This is a genomic window from Pedobacter yulinensis (genome assembly GCF_003029735.1).
GTDB classification, from domain to species: Bacteria; Bacteroidota; Bacteroidia; order Sphingobacteriales; family Sphingobacteriaceae; genus Pedobacter; species Pedobacter yulinensis.
Genome location: NZ_KZ686270.1, coordinates 36,566 through 56,654, shown reverse-complemented (window position 1 = coordinate 56,654; position 20,089 = coordinate 36,566). Strand labels below are relative to the sequence as shown.

Below are 20,089 nucleotides of genomic sequence, written 5' to 3'. Positions count from 1 at the left end.
CTGTTAACGCTGGTGTTTGCAGCGGGAGCGGTTTTATTCCTGATCCCGGTGCTTTGTTAACCCGCTGGGTTGACTACTCAGGAAAAAAGCCGTACAAAGTGGTTCTCAAGGTGGTTGCGCATGGCATTGCGAAACAATTCGGGCGAGCCATTTTCCAGGATATCGACCAGGCCCTTATGCGAAACGAACTTGTGTAGCTGGGTGTGTTTTTTCAGCAACCCGCTGTTGTGCACATAGTCAAAAACAGGCAACAGCATTTTCTGAAAGGTCCTGAGTGCCTCATTGCCGGTGATCTCGTAAAGTTTCCCATGAAAGATAATTTCATGATCAATGCGAAACAGGTGGTTCTGCGCCGTTTCGGGCTCATTCTTTACAATTTCCTTTAGCTCCTGCAGATCCTGGGGTGTAATGCGCTGGAACAGAAAGTCGGCCATGCCGATCTCCAGCGCCAGCCTGATTTCGAAGATGCCCTTTAACGTTTCCTGGTCAAGAATATGCGGGTTCATGGTCTTGCTCATCAGCCCGAAGATGTCCGGGCTGGTAATCACAGAGCCCTTTTTTTTCTTTGTTTCGATAAGCCCCATCAGGCGCAGGCGTAAAATGGCTTCCCGCGTTACGGTTCTGCTTACGCCCAATGATTTAGACAGGTCGATCTCGGTAGGAATGGGATCGCCAATTTTCAATTTACGCTCCTGAAGCAGCCTGACCAGGTTCGCTTCTACTTTATCGACCAGTGAACTGGTATCTACAGGCTGAAATGAATCAGAAATGTTTTCCATTATAATGTATGATGATAGAATGATCCGTGTGTATACTCAAGGCCGCAAATATAGACCTATATCTAAAAATACCTGAATATCGAAAATTCATTTGCAAAATTAAAACAGAAGTTGTTACTTTATTGGTATTATGTATAACATAATAACGTTAACCAAATAAAACCAATATGAAACATTTTTATTTTAAAACACTGGTGCTGGTATGCTGCCTCTTTTCGGTAGCCGTACAGGCGCAGAACAAACGGGTAACCGGCAGCGTGACTGGCAGTGATGACGGCCAGCCCATTCCGAACGCAACGGTACTCATTAAAGGCACGCCCGCCGGTACCCAAACCGATCTTGATGGCAAGTTCAGCCTGCAGGCAGGCGTCGAGGACGTACTGGTGATCAGTTACGTGGGGTACCAAACCCAGGAAATCCGGGTAGGCAATGCGGCCAGTTTCAAGATCGTGCTGAAGTCGGCTGCTGCGAAACTCGACGAAGTTGTTGTGGTCGGTTACGGTACACAGAACCGCCGTACGGTAACCAGTTCGATCGCCAAACTTGATAAGGAGGTCCTGGCCAGCGCTCCGCGCTCAAATGTGGGCAGCGCACTCCAGGGAACCATTCCTGGTTTGCAGGTGGTAACCCGTAGCGGGCAGCCCGGCGCAGGGCCGGCAGTAACCTTGCGTGGCGGAGCCAGTATCAACAGTCCCGGAGCCCCCTTGGTTATCGTAGACGGTGTCATCCGTGACTACAACGACATTTCTTCAGAAAACATCGAATCGATGGAAGTACTCAAGGATGCATCGGCCACGGCCATTTATGGTGCCCGGGCCAACAATGGGGTAATCCTGATCACGACCAAAACGGGCAAGGCCGGCACTTCGCAGATCGCCTACAAATTTACCGGCGGTTACAATGCACGGAGAGAAGCCTACCACTATCTTGGCGCGCGCGACTATATTTATACACCCGTTTGGGTTACCTGAATGCCGGCAGAACCCTGGCGCAGGTAAACAGCTCGCGCGGGCTTGGCCTGCTGACCGGTGCTGCAGACCTGGGCAGTTTCGACATCCGGGCTTACACGCCGGGTACAACGCAGTTGCCCGCCGGCTGGGAGGTTATGAACGATCCGTATGGCGGCCAAATCATGTTCAAAGACCATGCAGGCGAGATCGAAGACGTTGTTTTCAGAAACACCTATACAAAAGATCATTACGTAAATGCCAGTGGCGGCAATGAAAAAGGAAAATACTTTGCGTCGTTCAATGCTTTCGACGAGGACGGTGTAATTGTAGGCTCGAAATATAAACGTTATACAGGCGATATCAATGGGTCTTACAAGGTGAAACCCGCAGTCGAAGTGACCGGTGGCGTCACGCTGTCTACTTCATCGCAAATCGGGGTAATCGGTTCAGAGGTGAACTCCATGTACCGCAGCCTGGCCATCTGGCCCACTTTTAATCCGTGGCTGGACGAAGCGAAAACAAGACCGAACCCGGGTAACGGGATCAATGACGGCAACCCGCTGTACTGGCTTGGGCGCGTAGAAAGGTCGAACGAGATCAATAAGGTCGTGGTAAACGGGTCGGTTAAGTGGGACCTGCTGCCCGGACTCTACTTTAAGGCTTCGGGAAATGCCTACCTGTTCGACCGGCTGGACCAGTCCTTCCAGAAATCGACCCAGCTGTACACCAATATTTTTGCGACCCCGCAAACCATCAACAGCAGTACCCGCGATGCGATCAATACCCGCAGGCGTGATTTTCAAACCCAGTTTAACGGGATTCTGAATTACAATAAAACGCTTGCGAAACATGGTATCAGCGCCATGGTGGGCGCAGAGACGTTTATGACTAAATCGCTGAACGCGCAGGTTTATGGCCAGAATGCTCCAACTGATGAAATCGTAACCATTAACGCATCGACCGTTTTCCCGGCAACAACGCCCAATCTGAACCCGCTCGGTACCAACAAAGCCAACTACAGTGAGTTGTCGGCTTTCCGCATGAACTCGGTACTGAGCCGGTTTGCCTATGACTTTGATCAGAGATACCTGTTTACTGCTGTCTTGCGTGCAGACGGGGTGTCCAGTTTGCCGCAAGGACACCAATGGGGATATTTCCCTGGCATTTCGGCTGGCTGGAACCTGCACAAAGAAGCTTTCATGAGCGGTTCCGTGCTTGGTAAGTATGTTTCCACACTCAAACCGAGGGTTAGTTATGGTGTAAACGGCAACATAGCCGGTTTGGGCCGCTATGATGTGCAGGGCGTTTACAGCTCGCCAACCAATTATGATGGCGTAGGCGGTTTCCTGCACGAAAAACTCCCGAATGCGAACCTGCGCTGGGAAAAAAGCAAAACGATCGACCTGGGCCTCGACCTGGGGTTGTTCGGCGACAAGCTGACGTTCCTCTTTGATTATTATGACCGCAGAACGTCAGACCTGCTCACCGACCTGACGCTGCCCAGTTACATCGGTTACCCGCCGCTCAAAACGAACCTGGGTACGCTGCAGAACCGTGGTTATGAAATGGCAGTGAACGCCCGCGTGCTGAACACCAAGGGCGGTTTCAGCCTGAACCTGGGCGCAAATGCCAGTTATGTAAAAAATAAAGTGCTGAAACTGCCATTTAACGGCAATGCAAACAACCGGCAGGGCGGCTTGCAGGTCTTTGACCCTGCCTCAGGCCAGGTCATCTGGGTAGGAGGCATTCAGGAAGGTCAAAGCCTCGGCGATATCTATGGCTTCAGACAGTTGTCTATCTTCCGCGATGCCGAGGAAATTGCCAGGATTGCCGGCAACCGAACCGATGCCATCGCCAACATTACCGGTCCGAACCTGCCTGCAGGTACCGGCGGCCGCATTACACCCGGCGATGTGAACTGGGAAGACGTAAATGGCGACAATATCATTGATTCCCGCGACCAGGTTTATTTGGGAAGCACCATTCCGAAATGGACCGGCGGTTTCAATGCCAATGCTTCTTATAAAGGCATCTCCTTGTACACCCGATTCGAATTTGCACTTGGGCATACCATTTATAACGACCTCGTGGCCAGAACGATGGGCAACTACCAGGGCACTTTCAATTACATTGACCTGATGAAACAATCGTGGTCGCCCGAGAATCCAAACACTGATGTGCCCAAGGTTTATTTTGCAGACCAGGTGCTGGGATCAAAACAAAACTATACCCGGGCCAACAATGCCAACATTGTGCTGAACAGCAACAACTCCAGGTTCTACGAAAAAGGAGACTACCTGGCACTGAGAGAAATCACGCTTTCTTACACCCTGCCCAAAACGCTGACCTCGAAAACCAAACTGCTGACCAACACCAGGGTTTATGCAACCGGCAGCAACCTGTTTTACATCAGCAGGTTCAGCGGACCTTCGCCAGAAGCGCCGATAGACGGCAATAACAATGTGACGGGCATTTACGCCGGTGCTTACCCCTTACCAAGAACCTTCGTGTTTGGTCTAGATGTTTCATTTTAATTTTTTTACAGTCAGAAATCATGATAAAAAACTATAAACGGCTGCTGGGCATCTGCCTGCTGATCCTCACAGCCCTGTCATCGTGCAAAAACAGCCTGGAACTGACACCGGTCAGCAACCTGAGCGATGACAGCTACTGGAAGACACCCGATCAGTATGATGCCTTTGTCTCGGGCGTACACAGCCGGCTTCGCAGCCACAGCGGCAACTTTATGTTCCTGGGCGAATTGCGTGCAGATATTTACGGCAACGATCCCGGTACGACGGCATCGTTTACCGGCGAAGCATCGCAGGGCCTGGAGCGCATGTGGCAGCACTCGCTGACACTCGATATTCCGGGAGTGAGCAACTACGGTGGTTTTTACACCAATATCAACCAGTTGAACCTGCTGATCGGTAAGTTAACGACGACCGATATTGTTACTGAAGCCAATAAAAAGTATTACCTGGGCATAGCCTATGGCATGCGCGCGTTCTATTATTTTCAGTTGTACCGCAGCTGGGGCAAAACAGTATTGCAAACAGATTTCATCGATGCGGGGAACCTGGACCTGTTCAACCTGGCCAAAGGGGCCACGCCTGCGGCTGATGTGCTGAAGTTTGTGCGCGAAGATGTTGAACGTTCGCTGGCAAGTTTCGGAACAGATTACAGCATCAAGAGGAATAAGGCTTACTGGTCAAAGGCGGCGAGCCTGATGCTGAAAGCTGAAGTTTATCTGTGGACCGCAAACCGCACCGGCGGAACAGCCGACGCCACCGTTGCCAAATCGGCGTTAACGGAGATCAGGACAAACGTAGCGGGACTTGGGCTGGTCACAGCCTCTTCCAATCCGCAACTGAGCCCGTTTGCCGATGTGTTCAGCACGAAAGGCAACAGGGAAATGATCATGGTAGCGAGAAACCAGCTGAACGAAGCCGAAATGACATTTATTCCAGGATCGTTTACCCCGCAGGCAGGCCTGATCGCCAACTTTTATGACTCGCTTGCAAACCGGAAGTTCAATGTGGTTTCTGAAAATTATGGCGGACTGCTGCGTGCGCCGGTCAGGATCGCCACGTACCGGAAATTCAGCGCCCAGGATACCCGGCGCGATGCGTCGATTCAGGCAGCTTATTCCCTGCAGGGCAATGGCAGCTACAAGATCGAAGGCACTTTTTTAAAGAAATACCAGGGGCAGCAGGATGCAGGCCTGCGGAAGTATACGAACGATTACCCCATCTACCGGTATGCAGACCTGCTTTTGCTGCTGGCCGAAGCGAAAGTTATCCTGGGCGAAAGTCCGGCTGCAGAGATCAACGAGGTCCGGGCCAGGGCATTCGGCTCGGCTTACAATGCGCAGGTTCAGGGCTTCCCGAACCAGCCGGGCGACAGCGATGCCAGAAACGCCATTCTTCGTGAGCGCCTGTATGAATTTGTCGGCGAAGGGAAACGCTGGTATGACCTGAGGCGCATGGGCGACAGCTTTGTGTTTGCGAATACCAGTCTGCCTGCTACAGAGTCGTACAAATTGCTCTGGCCGGTCGACCGCGCAACCCTGACCAATAACCGCGCACTCACGCAAACCGAGGGGTACCCGCAATTTTAAATCCATGCAGACCGGCCGCAGGTATGGTTGCCAGCGGCCGGTCTTTACACCTCATTGTTTTACAGCTATTGAATATGACTATACCAAAACTTGCAGGCTTAATTGCCGCACCATTTACACCCATGGATCAGCGCGGAGCTCTTGACCTCTCCATGATACCCGGATACTACGAATTTCTAAAGGCAAACCGTGTTTCGGGAGCCTTTATCTGCGGGTCTACCGGCGAAGGGGTTTCCATGACGCCAGCAGAGAAAAAACAGGTTGCTTCTGCCTGGGCCGCCTGCGCTGGCGGCGACCCGGATTTTACAGTGATCATGCTGCTGGGCGGTACCTGCCTGGCCGATTGCAAGGACCTTGCGCTGCATGCCGCGTCAGAGAAACTTGACGCGGTTTCTTTCACATCCCCTTTCTACTTTAAACCGGCCAATGTGGCCGTTTTGGCCGCAGCCTGCGCCGAGATTGCCGCAGTGGTTCCGGAAATGCCTTTTTATTACTACCACATCCCCGTATTAACCGGCGGAAATTACGCCATGTTCGACCTGCTTAAAGCGGTAGATGGCAAGATCCCGAACTTTGCCGGCATCAAATTTACGCATGAGGACTTCATGGATTTTCAGACCTGCCTGAACTTTGGCGGCGGCAAATACGATATCCTCGCCGGACGGGATGAAAATCTCCTTTCTGCTCTGGTCCTGGGAACGAAGGCCGCGGTAGGCAGCACCTTTAATTATGCTGCGCCACTTTACCATGATATGATCGAGGCATTTAATCAGAATGACCTTGTCAGGGCACGATCGCTGCAGCAGAAGTCGATCGATATGATCAGGCTGCTGGGTAAATATGGTGGGATCTCGGTGGGTAAAACTTACATGAAACTGGTCGGGATCGACTGCGGCGAATTCAGGCTGCCGGTTGCCAATATGAATGCCGAGCAGTTCAAAGCATTCAAAGCAGATGTCGAGTTGCTCGGCTTCGATACGTTTAAATCAGTGCCTGCTGCCAGGCTTACTTAATATGCTTACATACGGTCGCTTAATTTTTTCTATGATCTTGTCAACAACGACGGCCCTTGCACAGCAGCCAGCTGCGCCGGCCGTCAGATGGCTGCCCCCTGTGCGGTTAGTAAACGAAGATGGCCGGGTGGCCGCAGGCGTAGCCGGCGCCGTATCCGGAATTCACCGGGAGGTGTTTCTCCTGGCGGGCGGCGCAAATTTCCCGGAAAAGATGCCCTGGGAAGGCGGGAAAAAGCACTATAGCGATGAGATACATGTGTTCGTTCCAGACGGGCCGGGGCTGAAGGCCGCAGCTGTGCGGTGCAGGCTGTCTCAGGCGGTTGCCTATGCCGGCAGTACATCTACACCCGAGGGGATTGTCTATGCCGGTGGTGAAAACGAGGCCGGGTTGTCCGGACAGGCATACCTCTTACGCTGGGAGCCCCGGCAACGGCAGGTTGCCATCAAGCGCCTGCCTGACCTGCCGCTCGCGCTGACGAATACGGCCCTGGTCAGCATTGGCCATACAGTTTATGCAGCAGGAGGTGATGGCGCACTTGTGTCTTCGGCTACATTTTTATCGCTCGACCTGCGTGCGGCCCGGCCGGAGTGGCAGCCCTTGCCCGATCTGCCGGTAGCCCTGGCCAACACGGTGCTGGTTGCCCAAAAAAGTGGCGACCGGTCGGGTATTTTCCTGATCGGCGGCCGCACGAAAACACTAACAGGTATTAGCAAGCTGCATGGCTCAGTATATTTTTTCGATACGCAAAACAATACCTGGGAGCAACGAGCGGCGGTTTCTGATGAGAAGACTCCAATGAACCTTTCGGCTGGTACGGGCCTTGCGGTCGGCCCAGACCTCATTCTGCTGGCCGGGGGCGACAGGGGAGAGGTGTTCCACAAGATCGAGACCTTCCTTGCCGCCATTGCAGCGGCAAAAACACCTGAAGAAAAGGAGCGGCTTACCCGCGAAAAAAATGAACTTGTCATCAACCATCAGGGTTTTTTTCGCGGCATGCTGCTTTACAATACCCGGAAAGACTGCTGGACCAGTGCAGGCGAACTTCCGTTTCCGGCGCAGGTCACAACGACTGCCCGGTTTTGGGGCGAAAAAATCATTCTGCCGAGCGGCGAGATCAGGCCGGGTGTAAGAACGCCGGATATCAACATCGGCACAATTGAGTAATTTACCGGAATGAACATGATGAATACAAAAAGATATCCATGGATTGCCGTCGGCCTGCTTTGGGTGGTGGCCTTGCTCAACTACATGGACCGGCAAATGCTCTCGACCATGAAGCCAGCGATGCAAGCGGACATCACAGAACTGCAGTCTGCAGCTAATTTTGGTTACCTGATGGCTGTTTTCCTGTGGATATATGGCTTTATGAGCCCTGTTTCGGGCATGATCGCAGATAAACTGAACCGCAAATGGATCATTGTAGGCAGTCTTTTTGTCTGGTCGGCCGTTACGTACCTTATGGGTTACGCAACTACGTTTAACCAGCTTTACTGGCTGCGTGCCCTGATGGGCGTGAGTGAGGCGCTGTATATTCCGGCAGGCCTTTCGCTGATCGCCGATCTGCACGGGCCGAAAACCAGGTCACTCGCAGTCGGCATCCACATGACTGGCCTTTATATGGGCCAGGCGCTTGGCGGTTTTGGCGCCACCATTGCCGACCGGTTCTCCTGGCAGGCCACCTTCCATTCTTTTGGCATTGCCGGTATTGTATATGCAGTGGTGCTGGTGTTTTTCCTCCGGGAGAAAAAAGCAGCGGCTGCGGTCCCGCTTGCAACCGATAGCCGGCATCAGCCGTCGGTGTTTAAAGGCATGGCGCTGCTGCTGAGCAACCTTTCATTCTGGATCATCCTGTTTTATTTTACGGTACCCAGTCTGCCCGGATGGGCTGCAAAAAACTGGCTGCCCACGTTATTTGCTGAAAACCTGAACGTGCCCATGTCGACCGCGGGGCCGCTCTCGACCATCACCATCGCGGCATCTTCTTTCCTGGGTGTCATTGCCGGCGGGCTGCTGTCAGACCGCTGGGTAACCAAAAATGTGAAGGGCCGGATCTATACCAGCGCCATTGGCCTGGCGCTGACCATCCCATCGTTGTTGCTGCTTGGTTTCGGTCATTCCCTGCTGCACGTGGTGGGCGCAGCCGTTTGCTTCGGTCTTGGATTCGGCATTTTTGACGCCAATAATATGCCTATTCTTTGCCAGTTTGTTCCGTCACGTTACCGCGCCACGGCCTACGGGCTCATGAACATGACAGGTGTATTTTCCGGCGCCTACATTACCAACTTACTCGGGCGTTCTTCAGATGCTGGCCATCTGGGGCAGGATTTTGCCATGCTTGCAGGCATTGTACTGGTTGCCCTCCTCATACAACTCTATTTTCTGCGCCCTAAAGTGAACGATTTTACGGAGGCGCAGCCTATAACCACACGCAACAATGAAAAAAACGAGAATTCTTAGCGGTTTCCTTGCGCTTATTGCAATGGTAGCCACGGTAGGGTGTGCAGCGCGTCTGCAGTCTGGCGCCGGTACGGGTGCCGCCATAACTGCCCGGCCAACAGTGAACCCGATCTTTAAACGGATGGACCGGAATCCTTACCTGAATCTGGAAATTGATGGCGCACAGGTGCAGGATATCAGGCAACTGGAGGGTCAAATCCTTGCGGGGGGCAGCGGCCTGGTGGCCAAAGTTGAACTTTACCAGGGCGATTTCCTGCAGCCCGAGGCCGGTAAACTAGTGGGCAGCACTGCGCCGGCAGGTGCAAAATTCCGCATTCCTGTCCAGGCTTCGGCAGGAAACGGAAAGTCTACCTTTTGGCTGAGCGTCGTGCTTCGCGATGATGCTGACATTGACCGTCGCCTTACCATTCGCGCAGACCGGGTAACCGATGCATCAGGAAAAACGCACGCCATAGCGCAGCAGCAGGTTTCGCCACGTTACCTCGGCTTTGCCCTGCGCAAACCCACCGAAGAGCAGGTGCACACTTACCGCATACCTGGCATGGTGACTACCGATAGGGGGACCCTGATTACCGTTTACGACATCCGGTATGACCATTCGGGCGATTTGCCGGCCAATATTGACGTGGGCATGAGCCGGAGTACGGATGGCGGAAAAACCTGGGAAGGGATGAAAAACATCATGGACATGGGCGGCCCGCGCGACAACAGTGGCTGCGGCGATCCATCCGTGCTGTTCGATCCGGCAACCAAAACCATCTGGGTAGCCGCCTTGTGGAGCAAGGGCAACCGGTCTATAGCCGGTTCCGGCCCGGGGCTAACCCCCGATGAAACGGGACAGTTTCTGATCACCAAAAGCACCGACGATGGCCTGACCTGGTCAAAACCTTATAGCATTACCAACCAGGTTAAGAATCCGGAATGGCGCCTGTTTTTTCCCGGTCCGGGCAACGGCATCGCCATGGCCGATGGGAAGCTCGTCTTTCCGGCCCAATACTGGGACGCAGCCAAAATGCCGCACTCGACCCTAATCTACAGCGCAGACCATGGCCAGACCTGGAAAGCCGGCGTAGGTGCCAAGTCCAATACCACCGAGGCCCAACTGGTTGAGAACCAGCCAGGCACGATCATGTTGAACATGCGCGACAACCGCGGAAAATTCAGAAGCGTGGCCACCACGACCGATCTGGGCCAGACCTGGACCGAGCACGCCACCTCCCGCTCGGCTTTGCCCGACCCCGTCTGCATGGCCAGCCTGATCAAGGCTCCGGTTCAACTGAAGGGCGGCACCCGCGAGGTCTTGTTTTTCAGCAACCTCAACACGTCAACAGGTCCGCGCGCCCACACCACCGTCAAGGCAAGCCTGGACCTGGGCGAGAGCTGGACGGCAGAAAATTCCCTCTACCTGGACGAGCGCCGGTCTTACGGGTACTCTTGCCTGAGCCAGATAGACGGACAAACCCTCGGACTCCTGTATGAAGGTGTGGGCAGCCTGCTGTTTGTCAGGATCCCGGTTAAAGATGTAGTCAAACAAAGTGCGGGCAAATGAAAAAATTGGTCGGAACGATAGTTGTCGCGCTAGCTCTGCAGTTGGCAGTCCGGGCACAGCCCGTAAAAGTTGCCTGTATTGGTAACTCGGTAACTTTCGGGTACGGATTAAAAAACCCGGCTACTGAATCCTATCCTGCTGTTTTGCAACAGCTGCTGGGCAGCAAATACCAGGTCGGCAATTTCGGACTGAGCGGTGCAACCCTGTTAAGAAAAGGCCACCGGCCTTATTATAAAACGCGCGAGTTCGGCCTGGCCATGAACTTCAGGCCTGATATTGCCATTGTACACCTCGGGCTGAATGATACAGATCCGCGCAACTGGCCCGACTACCGGGACGAGTTTGCGGCCGACTACAGCTGGCTGCTGGATACGCTGAAAAAACAAAATCCGGCGGTAAAAATTTATGTATGCAGGCTCACGCCGATTTTTAGCGGGCATCCCCGTTTTAAATCAGGTACCAGAGATTGGTACTGGCAGATCCAGGAATTGATCCCAGCCATTGCCAGGGCCAACCAGGCATCGGTTATAGACCTCAACAAACCGCTTCAGAACCGTCCGGATCTGTTCGCAGATAATTTACATCCCGACCAGGAAGGCGCAGCAATCATCGCACGTACGGTGTACAGCAGCCTGACAGGCGACTTTGGCGGGTTCAGCCTGTCGCCGGTCTTCACAGATCACATGGTTCTGCAGCGCAACCAACCCATCCCGGTATCGGGTACAGCAAACGCCGGCGCAGCGGTAACGGTTGAATTGAACGGGCAGCGAATGGCTACACAGGCTACGGCCGCGGGGCAGTGGAAAGTGGTTTTCCCCCCTATGAAACACGGCGGCCCTTACCAGATGAGGGTGTCGGGTGCAGGATCAGTACGCGAGGTCAAAGACATCCTGATCGGCGATGTGTGGTTGTGCAGTGGCCAGTCTAACATGGCGTTCCAGTTAAAGGCTGCGACAACCGGCAAAGCCGAACTGCAGGAAATGAAACCCAACCCCTTGCTGCGATTGCTCAAGTTTGAGCAGCTCGCTGAAACCAATGCTGAAGCCTGGTCTGATGGGGTGCTGGACCGAGTCAATAAACTCAACTATTTTAAGGGTGAATGGAAAACGGCCGATGCAGCGGCTGTGGGCGCCTTCTCGGCCGTTGGTTATTATTTCGGCAAGCGCATTACCGAACAAGAGCAGGTGCCGGTTGGTCTGATCGAGGTAGCCATCGGCGGATCGGGTATAGAATCCTGGATAGACCGCTATACTTCCGACCACGACGCTGAACTGGTTGACGCGCTGGCAAACTGGCGGCAGTCTGATTTTATCCAGCCATGGGTGCGCGAACGGGCAGGTGTTAACCTGAAGAACGCCGCAAAGACACGCCAGCGGCATCCTTATGAGCCCTGTTATGGTTTCGAGGCCGGTATTGCAAAGCTGGTCGGCTTTCCCATCAGCGGTGTGCTGTGGTACCAGGGCGAAAGCAGCGCGCACAATCCGGAAGCTTATGCCCACAGTTTCCCTATCCTGGTCAACAGCTGGCGGAGGCAATGGGGCTATGATTTTCCATTCTATTTTGTGCAACTGTCCAGCCTGAACCGTCCCTCGTGGCCCTATTTCAGAGATGTACAGCGCAAGCTTGCACAGTCGGTACCCGGTACGGCCATGGCCATAACCCTGGACCTGGGCGATTCGCTCGATGTCCACCCCCGCCAGAAGCAGCAGGTGGGCGAGCGGCTCGCGTTGCTGGCCTTAAAGCATACCTATGGGCGCAATGTCAGCGCCAGCGGTCCGGTAGCAGTTAAAGCTGAACAGCTGAATGGTCAAATTCTCATTTCATTTAAGGAAGCCACGCGGCTGCAAACCCGGAACGGTGCGGCACTGGCCGGCTTTGAACTGCTGACTGACCAGGGCCGTCACCTGGTGCCCGTTCAAACCATTTCGGGCAAGCGGCAGGTTACCCTGCAGGTGCCGCCGGGTCAGCAGGTCAGGGCCGTACAATATGCCTGGCAGCCATACAGCCGGGCCAATCTGAACAATGAGGCAGGTCTGCCGGCTTCAACTTTTTCAATCAACCTTCAATAACATTTTACATGCATTACACTCAGGAAGATTTGTCCGCACTGCGGAACTTTTATAGCAACCAGCTGCTGAACGATACCGTCCCTTTTTGGTTTCCAAGATCGATCGATACCGAATACGGTGGTTACCTGCTGATGCGCGACCAGGACGGCACCCTGATCGATGACGATAAAGCGGTCTGGATTCAGGGCCGTGCCGCCTGGCTGCTGTCTACCCTTTACAATACGGTCGAGCAGAAGGCCGAATGGCTGGAAGGGGCCAAAAGCGGTATCGATTTTTTGAACAAACATTGTTTTGATGCCGACGGCCAAATGTTTTTTCACGTGACGCGGCGCGGAGAACCGCTCCGCAAACGCCGGTACTTTTTTTCTGAGACTTTTGCAACCATAGCCAATGCCGCGTATGCGAAGGCCAGCGGCGATGAGCAGGCTGCAGCCCTGGCGCGCGACCTGTTTGGGCGCTGCATCAGGTATGCCACCACACCGGGTTTGCTGCCGCCGAAATTTACCGGCACTCGCCCCGCGAAAGGAATCGGCGTACCCATGATCATGATCAATACCGCACAGCAGTTGCGGGAAACGATTGGCGATCCGCGCTGTGATGAATGGATAGACAAGTGGATCGAAGAAATTCGCCGGGATTTTGTCAAAGATGATATCCGCTGTGTGATGGAGCAGGTTGCACCCGATGGCAGCATCATTGACCACATTGATGGCCGCACGCTCAACCCCGGTCATGCCATTGAAGGCGCCTGGTTTATCCTTCATGAGGCCCGGTACCGGAACAATGATCCGGAACTGATTGCCCTCGGCTGCAAAATGATCGACTACATGTGGGAACGCGGTTGGGACGAAGCACAGGGCGGTATCCTGTATTTCCGCGATGTGTACGACAAACCTGTGCAGGAATACTGGCAGGACATGAAGTTCTGGTGGCCGCACAATGAAGTCATCATTGCAACGCTGCTGGCCTACCTGATGACCGGCGACGAGAAATATGCAGATCGCCACCGGCTTGTGCATGATTATGCCTACCGGCATTTTCACGACAAAGTGCACGGTGAGTGGTTTGGGTACCTGCACCGGGACGGCAGTCTTGCACAAACGGCCAAGGGCAATCTGTTTAAAGGACCCTTTCACCTGCCACGGCAAGAGTGGTATTGCATGATGCAACTGAATGCCTATCTGCAGAAGTAGCCGCTTTTAATCAAAAACCGACCGATCAGCCATGAACATGAAATATGCATTCCTTGTTGCGACCCTAACTTTATCTGCACTGTTTACGTGGGCGCGGCAGGCACCCGATCCTTATGCACAACTGCTGCCCATGCCCCGAAGCGTGGTGCGAGCGCCGGGTGTTTTCGACCTGCAGTCGTGCCAGGCCGTTGTTGTAACCGATCGGCTTTTTGGCAAAGAAGCTCTGGTATTGCAGGGTTACCTGAAAACTGCGGGCCTGACGGTACCGGTTAAGTATGGCCGGGCTGGTGCTGCAAATGTCATTGAACTGGCCACAGCGCAGGCGAGCGGAACGAAGGCTGAGGCTTACCGGATGTCGGTAAGCAAAAACAGCATCGTGCTGAGGGCGGGGGACCGTGCCGGGATGTTTTATGCCCTGGCGACATTGCGGCAGCTGATTTCAGACCAGAAAAAAGTGCCGGCCGCTGAATTGACCGACTGGCCGGCCTTCAGCTGGCGGGGGTATATGATCGATGCCGGGCGAAATTTCATGCCCATGCATTTGCTTAAACAGCAGATTGACGTCATGTCCCGGTACAAGTACAACATTTTTCATTTTCATTTTACCGAAGACCTGGCCTGGCGTCTGCAGAGCAAACGTTATCCGCAGCTTACCGATCCAGAGACCATGCTGCGCGACAAAGGCAAATATTACACGGAACAAGACCTCAAAGAATTGATCGCCTATTGCAGGGAACGGCACATTACACTTGTCCCGGAAATAGATATGCCCGGTCACAGTGCCGCTTTTAAACGGGCCATGAAGGTGGATATGCAAAGCGACAGCGGCCTGGCCATCGTCAAAAATATCATCCGCGAATTTTGCAGCACGTACGATGTGCCTTATCTCCACATTGGTGCAGACGAGGTGAAGATTACCAACAAGAACTTTTTGCCCGAAGTTACACAGCTGATCGAAAGCCTGGGTAAAAAGGTGATCGGCTGGGAGCCCGGCGGTAATTTTTCTGAAACCACCATCAGGCAGCTGTGGATGGAAGGTGCCACGAAGGTAAGCGCGAATAAAAATATCCGTTATGTAGATTCCCGCCACCTGTACCTGAACCACATGGATCCGCTGGAAAGCGTGGTGACTATTTTTAACCGGCAGATCTGTAACCTGAACGAAGGGAGCCCAACCGCCCTTGGCGGGATCATTTGTGCATGGCCCGACCGCCGTGTACACCGGCCCGAAGATATTTTTATCCAAAACCCCATTTATCCGGCCATGCTGGCTTTTGCCGAGCGGAGCTGGCGGGGTGGGGGAACGCCGGGCTGGACCGCCGCCATCGGCGCACCGGGAAGCGACGGCGCCAAAACCTTTGCTGCGTTCGAAAACCGGCTGCTGCTGCATAAGAAAAGGCATTTCGCGGGGCTTCCGTTTCCCTACGCCAGGCAGTCAGACCAGGTCTGGAAATTTTTCGGGCCCTATCCAAACGCAGGAGATTTGAGTCTGGCTTTTGCGCCTGAAAAACCGGGTTTCGATCCTGCACATGAAAAACACGTGCTGGAACGAGTGGGTGGTACCCTCGTGTTGCGGCACTGGTGGGCACCGCAGGTAAAAGGAGTGCTGCCAGACCCACGCGAGCAAACCACCTGGTACGCCACCACACGGATCTGGAGCGACGAGGCCCGCACCGCCAGATTCTGGATCGGGTTTAACAACATATCGCGCTCGTATGAGTCAGATTCGCCGGCAGCCGGCATGTGGGACAACCGCGGCAGCCAGGTATTTGTAAATGGCCAGATTGTTCAGCCGCCGGCCTGGTCACAGGCGGGCATGAAGGGACAGCTGGAGCGGCCCCTGGTCGATGAAGGTTATGAGTATCGCGAACCTGCGCTGATCCGGCTCAAAAAGGGGTGGAATGACGTTTGTATAAAACTTCCCATTGCCTCATTTCGCGGTGCAGACTGGAAAAATCCGCAGAAATGGATGTTTACTTTTGTTGAAGCGGGGCAGTGAGGAAGGTGGCATGGCCAGATCGCGGTCTGCCATGCCACCAGCTTAAATGGCCGATTCCCTGCTATCGGGATCGGTTTCGGGCTTGTCGGAACTTTCCGTATCGCCATCCAGCGAATCAATCGCCTCTTCGGCAGGAATGCCCTCATCGGCCGGTACACTTACTCCTGAACCTTCTCCCGGAGCGCCGTAACCAACGCCCTTTTCAACTTCCTCTGAATCGCCGGGCACCCGGGCTGCGTTTCCATGTTTGTTTTCTTCAGGGGTAGCACTTTCCCCGTATTCAAATCCTCGATTGGTTTCCATAGGCTTGTTGTTTTGCGACCACATCGGTCTGATATCCTAACAAAGCAGGGCCTTTCGGGTTTTTCCGGTAATTAGGTAAAACCATGCAAAAACTACGCAGAAGCGGGGAAGACAGGCCAATTGACAGCCTTAGTCAAAATACCGCCATTGCAAATAGGAGCACAGCCCCTCTAATTCAGGAAAAATCGTGAAAGCATTTACGCCAACCGTATTCAGGTCGTTCCTGATGTCGGCGAAACTTGCTTCGGGGATTTTGATTTTAACAAGTTTCCGGTTATAGCTGTCGCTTTCGTTCATGAAACGTTTTTCTTCCAGATCGCTGGTTGAAAGAACGCTGAAAACGCCAGACTGGTTGTTGATGCGCTGTTTGATGATGCGGGGCCGGATCAGTTTCGTTTGCGCTACATCAAACGGATGGGTAGTTTCCAGATCAAGGTTAAAATCCTCCCTTTCAGCCATCAGGAGCCAGACAATTGCATGGTCGCCGGCAACAGGAATGTAGGTGTCGATATTGCTGGTTGCAAACCAGAGCGCTGTGAGGGCGTTGTTGGTCCAGTCAAGCAAGCGGGTGGGCAGTCCGAAATGTTGCCCCAGGGTCAGGTAATCCCAATCGTCCATTGGCCGCAGCTGTTCGATCAGCAGCGGATTGGTCCGTTTAAACTCGCTGAGTAATTTGCGCTCGGTTTCCAAAATGTCGCCTTTAGCACGCAGCCGGCAGATTTTCGGAAGCAACGGCGAGTCCATGACCTGGCCACGAAACAAAAAATCTTCACAGTTGCCGGCTGCCGTACTTTCCGCTTTGCGGGCTTTGATCAGTCTGAGAAAGTCTTCAATGTTGTCTACTTCGATGGTTTCCATATCGTCTTCCGGTGCGGGCGCTGCGTTGCTGGTATCACCAAGGCTAACACCGCCAAACCGAAGAGTGTTTAACCGGCGGCCACCCGATGAACAAAAAAAGCTGCCTGACTCAGGCAGCTTTAGGGACGCTATGCGCCAGGGATAAAAAAACAAATGCTGTTAGCCGGCCGCAAAACCGTATGCTGAAATTAAAGCAGTTCTATGTAGCCGTCGGTGCCGTTAAGCCGGATCCGTTGTCCGTCGCGGATTAATTTAGTGGCCTGCTGTACCCCAACTACTGCCGGAAGCCCATACTCCCGGGCCACGACCGCGCCGTGGGTCATCAATCCGCCAACCTCGGTAACCAGGCCCTTGACAGCTACAAACAGGGGTGTCCAGCTGGGGTCAGTATAAGGTGTTACCAGGATATCGCCGACTTCGATAGCCGCCTCTTCCATGCTGAAGATGACGCGCGCCCGTCCTTCAACCGTCCCGGCCGAAACCGCCAGTCCCGGCAAGGCGTTTTCAGGGAGGTCTTCGCGTTTGTAGGCACCAGTGATGATCTCCCCGTCGGAAGTCATGACGCGCGGCGGACTGAGTTTTTGGTGCAGCGTGTAACTCGCCTTGCGTGTCTCGATCAGTTGCTGGTCGACCGCCCCGGTTTGTACAGCAGTTTCAAATTCATCAAAACGGAGGAAAAACACATCATCTGCTGCGTTGACCAGCCCCATAGCGGCCAGGTTGTGTGCCTCTTTGAGCAGTGCCTGTTTATAAGCAAAAAAATGATTGACCCACCAGTATTTGGGGTATTCGCGGTACCCGCTGAAGTTGCGGACCAAACTGATCATCTGCCGCGTTTCGGCAGCCTTTTCAGCGCCCTCCGGCAGTTGCTCCAGCCTGCTCAATATTTCTTTTTCCTTGTTCAGTGCCAGCTGCCGGTTTTGCTCGAACTTTTGCTTTCCGGCACCGGCTTCGAAATTCCTGATGTTGCTGAGCAGCAGCGGCACCAGTGTGAGCGGATTTTCAGACCACCGGGTACGGGTGATGTCAATTTCGCCGCTGCAGCGCATGCCAAACTTTTCTAGAAAAGCGCGGATGGCGGCAACGGCCGCTGCTCCGCCGGGATATCCGCCCAGCTGATCTAAAAAGTGCGGGTCGTTGGTCTGCTGAAGATAAGCGACGACCTCCGGCCACGGCCTGATAACATCGGCAACCTCCATCAATTCCAGGCCCATCTCTGAGGTGATGTTGCCCGAAACAGACAACGAGAGGGTGTCTGCAACGTTTTTTTCGCCCAGCCATTCCTGGATATGTTTGTTGAGCCAGACCGCCGCATCAATGGCCGACATGATGATGCCCAGTTTGCCGGCATCGAAGAGGAACGTTTTTAAACGGGCCATATCCTGCCGAATCGATTCAAATACTGCTGCGCCGCTCTTTTCGGCGATCTCGCGGTTTAGGGTGGCAATTTCAGCTTCCCGTTCTTTGACAACCTGTTTGATCAGCGTGGTGTCCTCATCGTTGAACATTTTGCGCGTACCGGCCGAGGAAAGCACGCGGGGAATTTTGTCGGCCTCATCCGGTACCAGGGCAATGTAGTTGCGTGATACCAGATGCTGCAGCGCATCGCGCAGCAGGGGGTCGGACTGGCCAAGGGCATTGATGAGTACATCCCGCGCCGCAGGCGAGGCCAACTGGCGGCTTACATCTACAAACAGCCGGTTGCCGGCCTGGCGCATATGTCCGCCAGACATCAGCATAAAAAAGGAGAGACCCAGTGGTTTCATGGCGTCCGTCATCATCTGCTGGTGGCCAACCGAGACATAAACATGGTTTTCGGTGTCATCGGTTTCCGGAATGGGGAAAAGTGTAGTGATGGGGCGGCTTTGCACAATGTAGAAAGTACCTTTCGACAGACACCACTCGATGTCCTGCGGGCTGCCAAAATGCGCCTGAATGCGCTGCCCAAGGGCAGCCAGTTCCAGCACCTGCGGATCGGTCAGTGCCGCTGAAAGCGACTGTTGTACCCCAAGTTTCTGCAGCTGGATGCCGCCCGTGTCTTTGGCGAAAATGGCTAATTTCTTGTCCGAAATGTGGTGTTCAATGATCTCATCCCCGGTTACCCGGAAATTATCGGCACTGACCACACCAGATACCAGCGCTTCGCCCAGGCCAAACCCGGCATCGATCGAGGTAATTTTCCGGTTGCCGGTCATCGGGTCGGCGGTAAACATGATTCCTGCGGCCTCCGGGAGCACCATTTCCTGGATCACGACAGCCAGCATGACCTGCGCATGGTCAATCCCGTTTTGCGCCCGGTAACTGATGGCACGGTCTGTGAACAGCGATGCCCAGCATTTGCAGATGTATTGCTTAAGTTTTTCCAGGCCCGAAATATTCAGGTAAGATTCCTGTTGCCCGGCAAAGGAGGCGGAGGGGAGATCCTCTGCAGTCGCGCTCGAACGCACGGCGTAAGCCCGGGCCGGGTAGCGCTGTACAAAGGCCGCGAGCTCTTCTTCCACTTCTTGGGAGAGGGAAACTTCTTCTATGGCAGAACGCAAAGCTTTGGCAATGGCCGCAACTTCAGACCGGTTGTCTGGATCTGCCTGCCTGAGTTCACCAACCAGCGCCTGCACAGCAGCCGATCGGCCGACGCAGTCCTGATAGGCCTTCGTGGTGATGCAGAAGCCGGGCGGCACCTCCAGGTCTTTGATTTTGCAGAGCTCGCCGAGATTTGCCGCCTTTCCGCCTGCCAGTGCAGTCGAAAAGCGATTCAGTTGATGGAAGCCAACCAGGTTGGCGGGGATGTGGTTCATGGT

14 protein-coding genes are annotated in these 20,089 nt (G+C 54.0%); 10 read left to right on the top strand and 4 right to left on the bottom strand.

Going from position 1 to position 20,089, the window contains the following annotated elements:
• Positions 1 to 77 precede the first annotated feature (77 nt).
• Entirely contained in the window at positions 78 to 779 is a 702-nt protein-coding gene (locus tag C7T94_RS14725) for a FadR/GntR family transcriptional regulator (protein WP_107216182.1), read from the bottom strand.
• Positions 780 to 946: 167 nt separating this feature from the next.
• Here C7T94_RS14725 and C7T94_RS19650 point away from each other — a divergent pair, with 167 nt between their 5' ends.
• The 10 genes from C7T94_RS19650 to C7T94_RS14680 all read left to right on the top strand — a co-directional run bounded on the left by C7T94_RS19650 (position 947) and on the right by C7T94_RS14680 (position 16,130).
• Positions 947 to 1,750: a carboxypeptidase-like regulatory domain-containing protein gene (locus C7T94_RS19650; RefSeq protein WP_239495031.1), complete on the top strand. Its 804-nt coding sequence runs from the start codon at positions 947 to 949 to the stop codon at positions 1,748 to 1,750.
• Complete coding sequence (locus C7T94_RS14720; RefSeq protein WP_239495030.1) at positions 1,738 to 4,263, top strand: SusC/RagA family TonB-linked outer membrane protein; 2,526 nt, start codon at positions 1,738 to 1,740, stop codon at positions 4,261 to 4,263. The genes C7T94_RS19650 and C7T94_RS14720 overlap by 13 nt, the downstream gene beginning before the upstream one ends.
• Positions 4,264 to 4,283: 20 nt before the next feature.
• On the top strand, positions 4,284 to 5,849 hold the full coding sequence (gene nanU, locus C7T94_RS14715; protein WP_107216181.1) for a SusD family outer membrane lipoprotein NanU: 1,566 nt from the start codon (positions 4,284 to 4,286) through the stop codon (positions 5,847 to 5,849).
• Between the two features lie 74 nt (positions 5,850 to 5,923).
• Positions 5,924 to 6,862: a dihydrodipicolinate synthase family protein gene (locus C7T94_RS14710; RefSeq protein WP_107216742.1), complete on the top strand. Its 939-nt coding sequence runs from the start codon at positions 5,924 to 5,926 to the stop codon at positions 6,860 to 6,862.
• A 31-nt stretch (positions 6,863 to 6,893) separates the two neighbouring features.
• Positions 6,894 to 8,027, top strand: a complete 1,134-nt coding sequence (locus C7T94_RS14705; protein ID WP_162618716.1) for a tRNA wybutosine-synthesizing protein 4 beta-propeller domain-containing protein — start codon at positions 6,894 to 6,896, stop codon at positions 8,025 to 8,027.
• Positions 8,028 to 8,042: 15 nt separating this feature from the next.
• Positions 8,043 to 9,320, top strand: coding sequence for an MFS transporter (locus C7T94_RS14700; RefSeq protein ID WP_107216740.1), 1,278 nt, complete (start codon positions 8,043 to 8,045; stop codon positions 9,318 to 9,320).
• Positions 9,298 to 10,869 carry a sialidase family protein gene (locus C7T94_RS14695; RefSeq protein WP_107216179.1) on the top strand — a complete coding sequence of 524 codons (1,572 nt, stop codon included), beginning with the start codon at positions 9,298 to 9,300 and terminating at the stop codon, positions 10,867 to 10,869. The genes C7T94_RS14700 and C7T94_RS14695 overlap by 23 nt, the downstream gene beginning before the upstream one ends.
• Positions 10,866 to 12,938 (top strand): GDSL-type esterase/lipase family protein, encoded by a 2,073-nt coding sequence (locus tag C7T94_RS14690; RefSeq protein ID WP_107216178.1) that lies wholly within the window; start codon positions 10,866 to 10,868, stop codon positions 12,936 to 12,938. Before C7T94_RS14695 ends, C7T94_RS14690 begins: the two co-directional genes overlap by 4 nt.
• An 8-nt stretch (positions 12,939 to 12,946) precedes the next feature.
• A complete protein-coding gene (locus tag C7T94_RS14685) occupies positions 12,947 to 14,131 on the top strand; it encodes an AGE family epimerase/isomerase (protein ID WP_107216177.1) in 1,185 nt (394 codons plus the stop codon).
• Positions 14,132 to 14,162: 31 nt separating this feature from the next.
• Positions 14,163 to 16,130: a beta-N-acetylhexosaminidase gene (locus C7T94_RS14680; RefSeq protein WP_239495029.1), complete on the top strand. Its 1,968-nt coding sequence runs from the start codon at positions 14,163 to 14,165 to the stop codon at positions 16,128 to 16,130.
• Between the two features lie 42 nt (positions 16,131 to 16,172).
• Here C7T94_RS14680 and C7T94_RS14675 read toward each other — a convergent pair whose 3' ends face one another.
• The 3 genes from C7T94_RS14675 to rph all read right to left on the bottom strand — a co-directional run bounded on the left by C7T94_RS14675 (position 16,173) and on the right by rph (position 20,086).
• Positions 16,173 to 16,433, bottom strand: coding sequence for a hypothetical protein (locus C7T94_RS14675; RefSeq protein ID WP_162618715.1), 261 nt, complete (start codon positions 16,431 to 16,433; stop codon positions 16,173 to 16,175).
• A gap of 129 nt (positions 16,434 to 16,562) precedes the next feature.
• Complete coding sequence (locus C7T94_RS14670) at positions 16,563 to 17,291, bottom strand: FRG domain-containing protein (protein ID WP_162618714.1); 729 nt, start codon at positions 17,289 to 17,291, stop codon at positions 16,563 to 16,565.
• A gap of 188 nt (positions 17,292 to 17,479) precedes the next feature.
• Positions 17,480 to 20,086, bottom strand: coding sequence for a rifamycin-inactivating phosphotransferase (rph, locus tag C7T94_RS14665; protein WP_239495028.1), 2,607 nt, complete (start codon positions 20,084 to 20,086; stop codon positions 17,480 to 17,482).
• Positions 20,087 to 20,089: the final 3 nt, after the last annotated feature.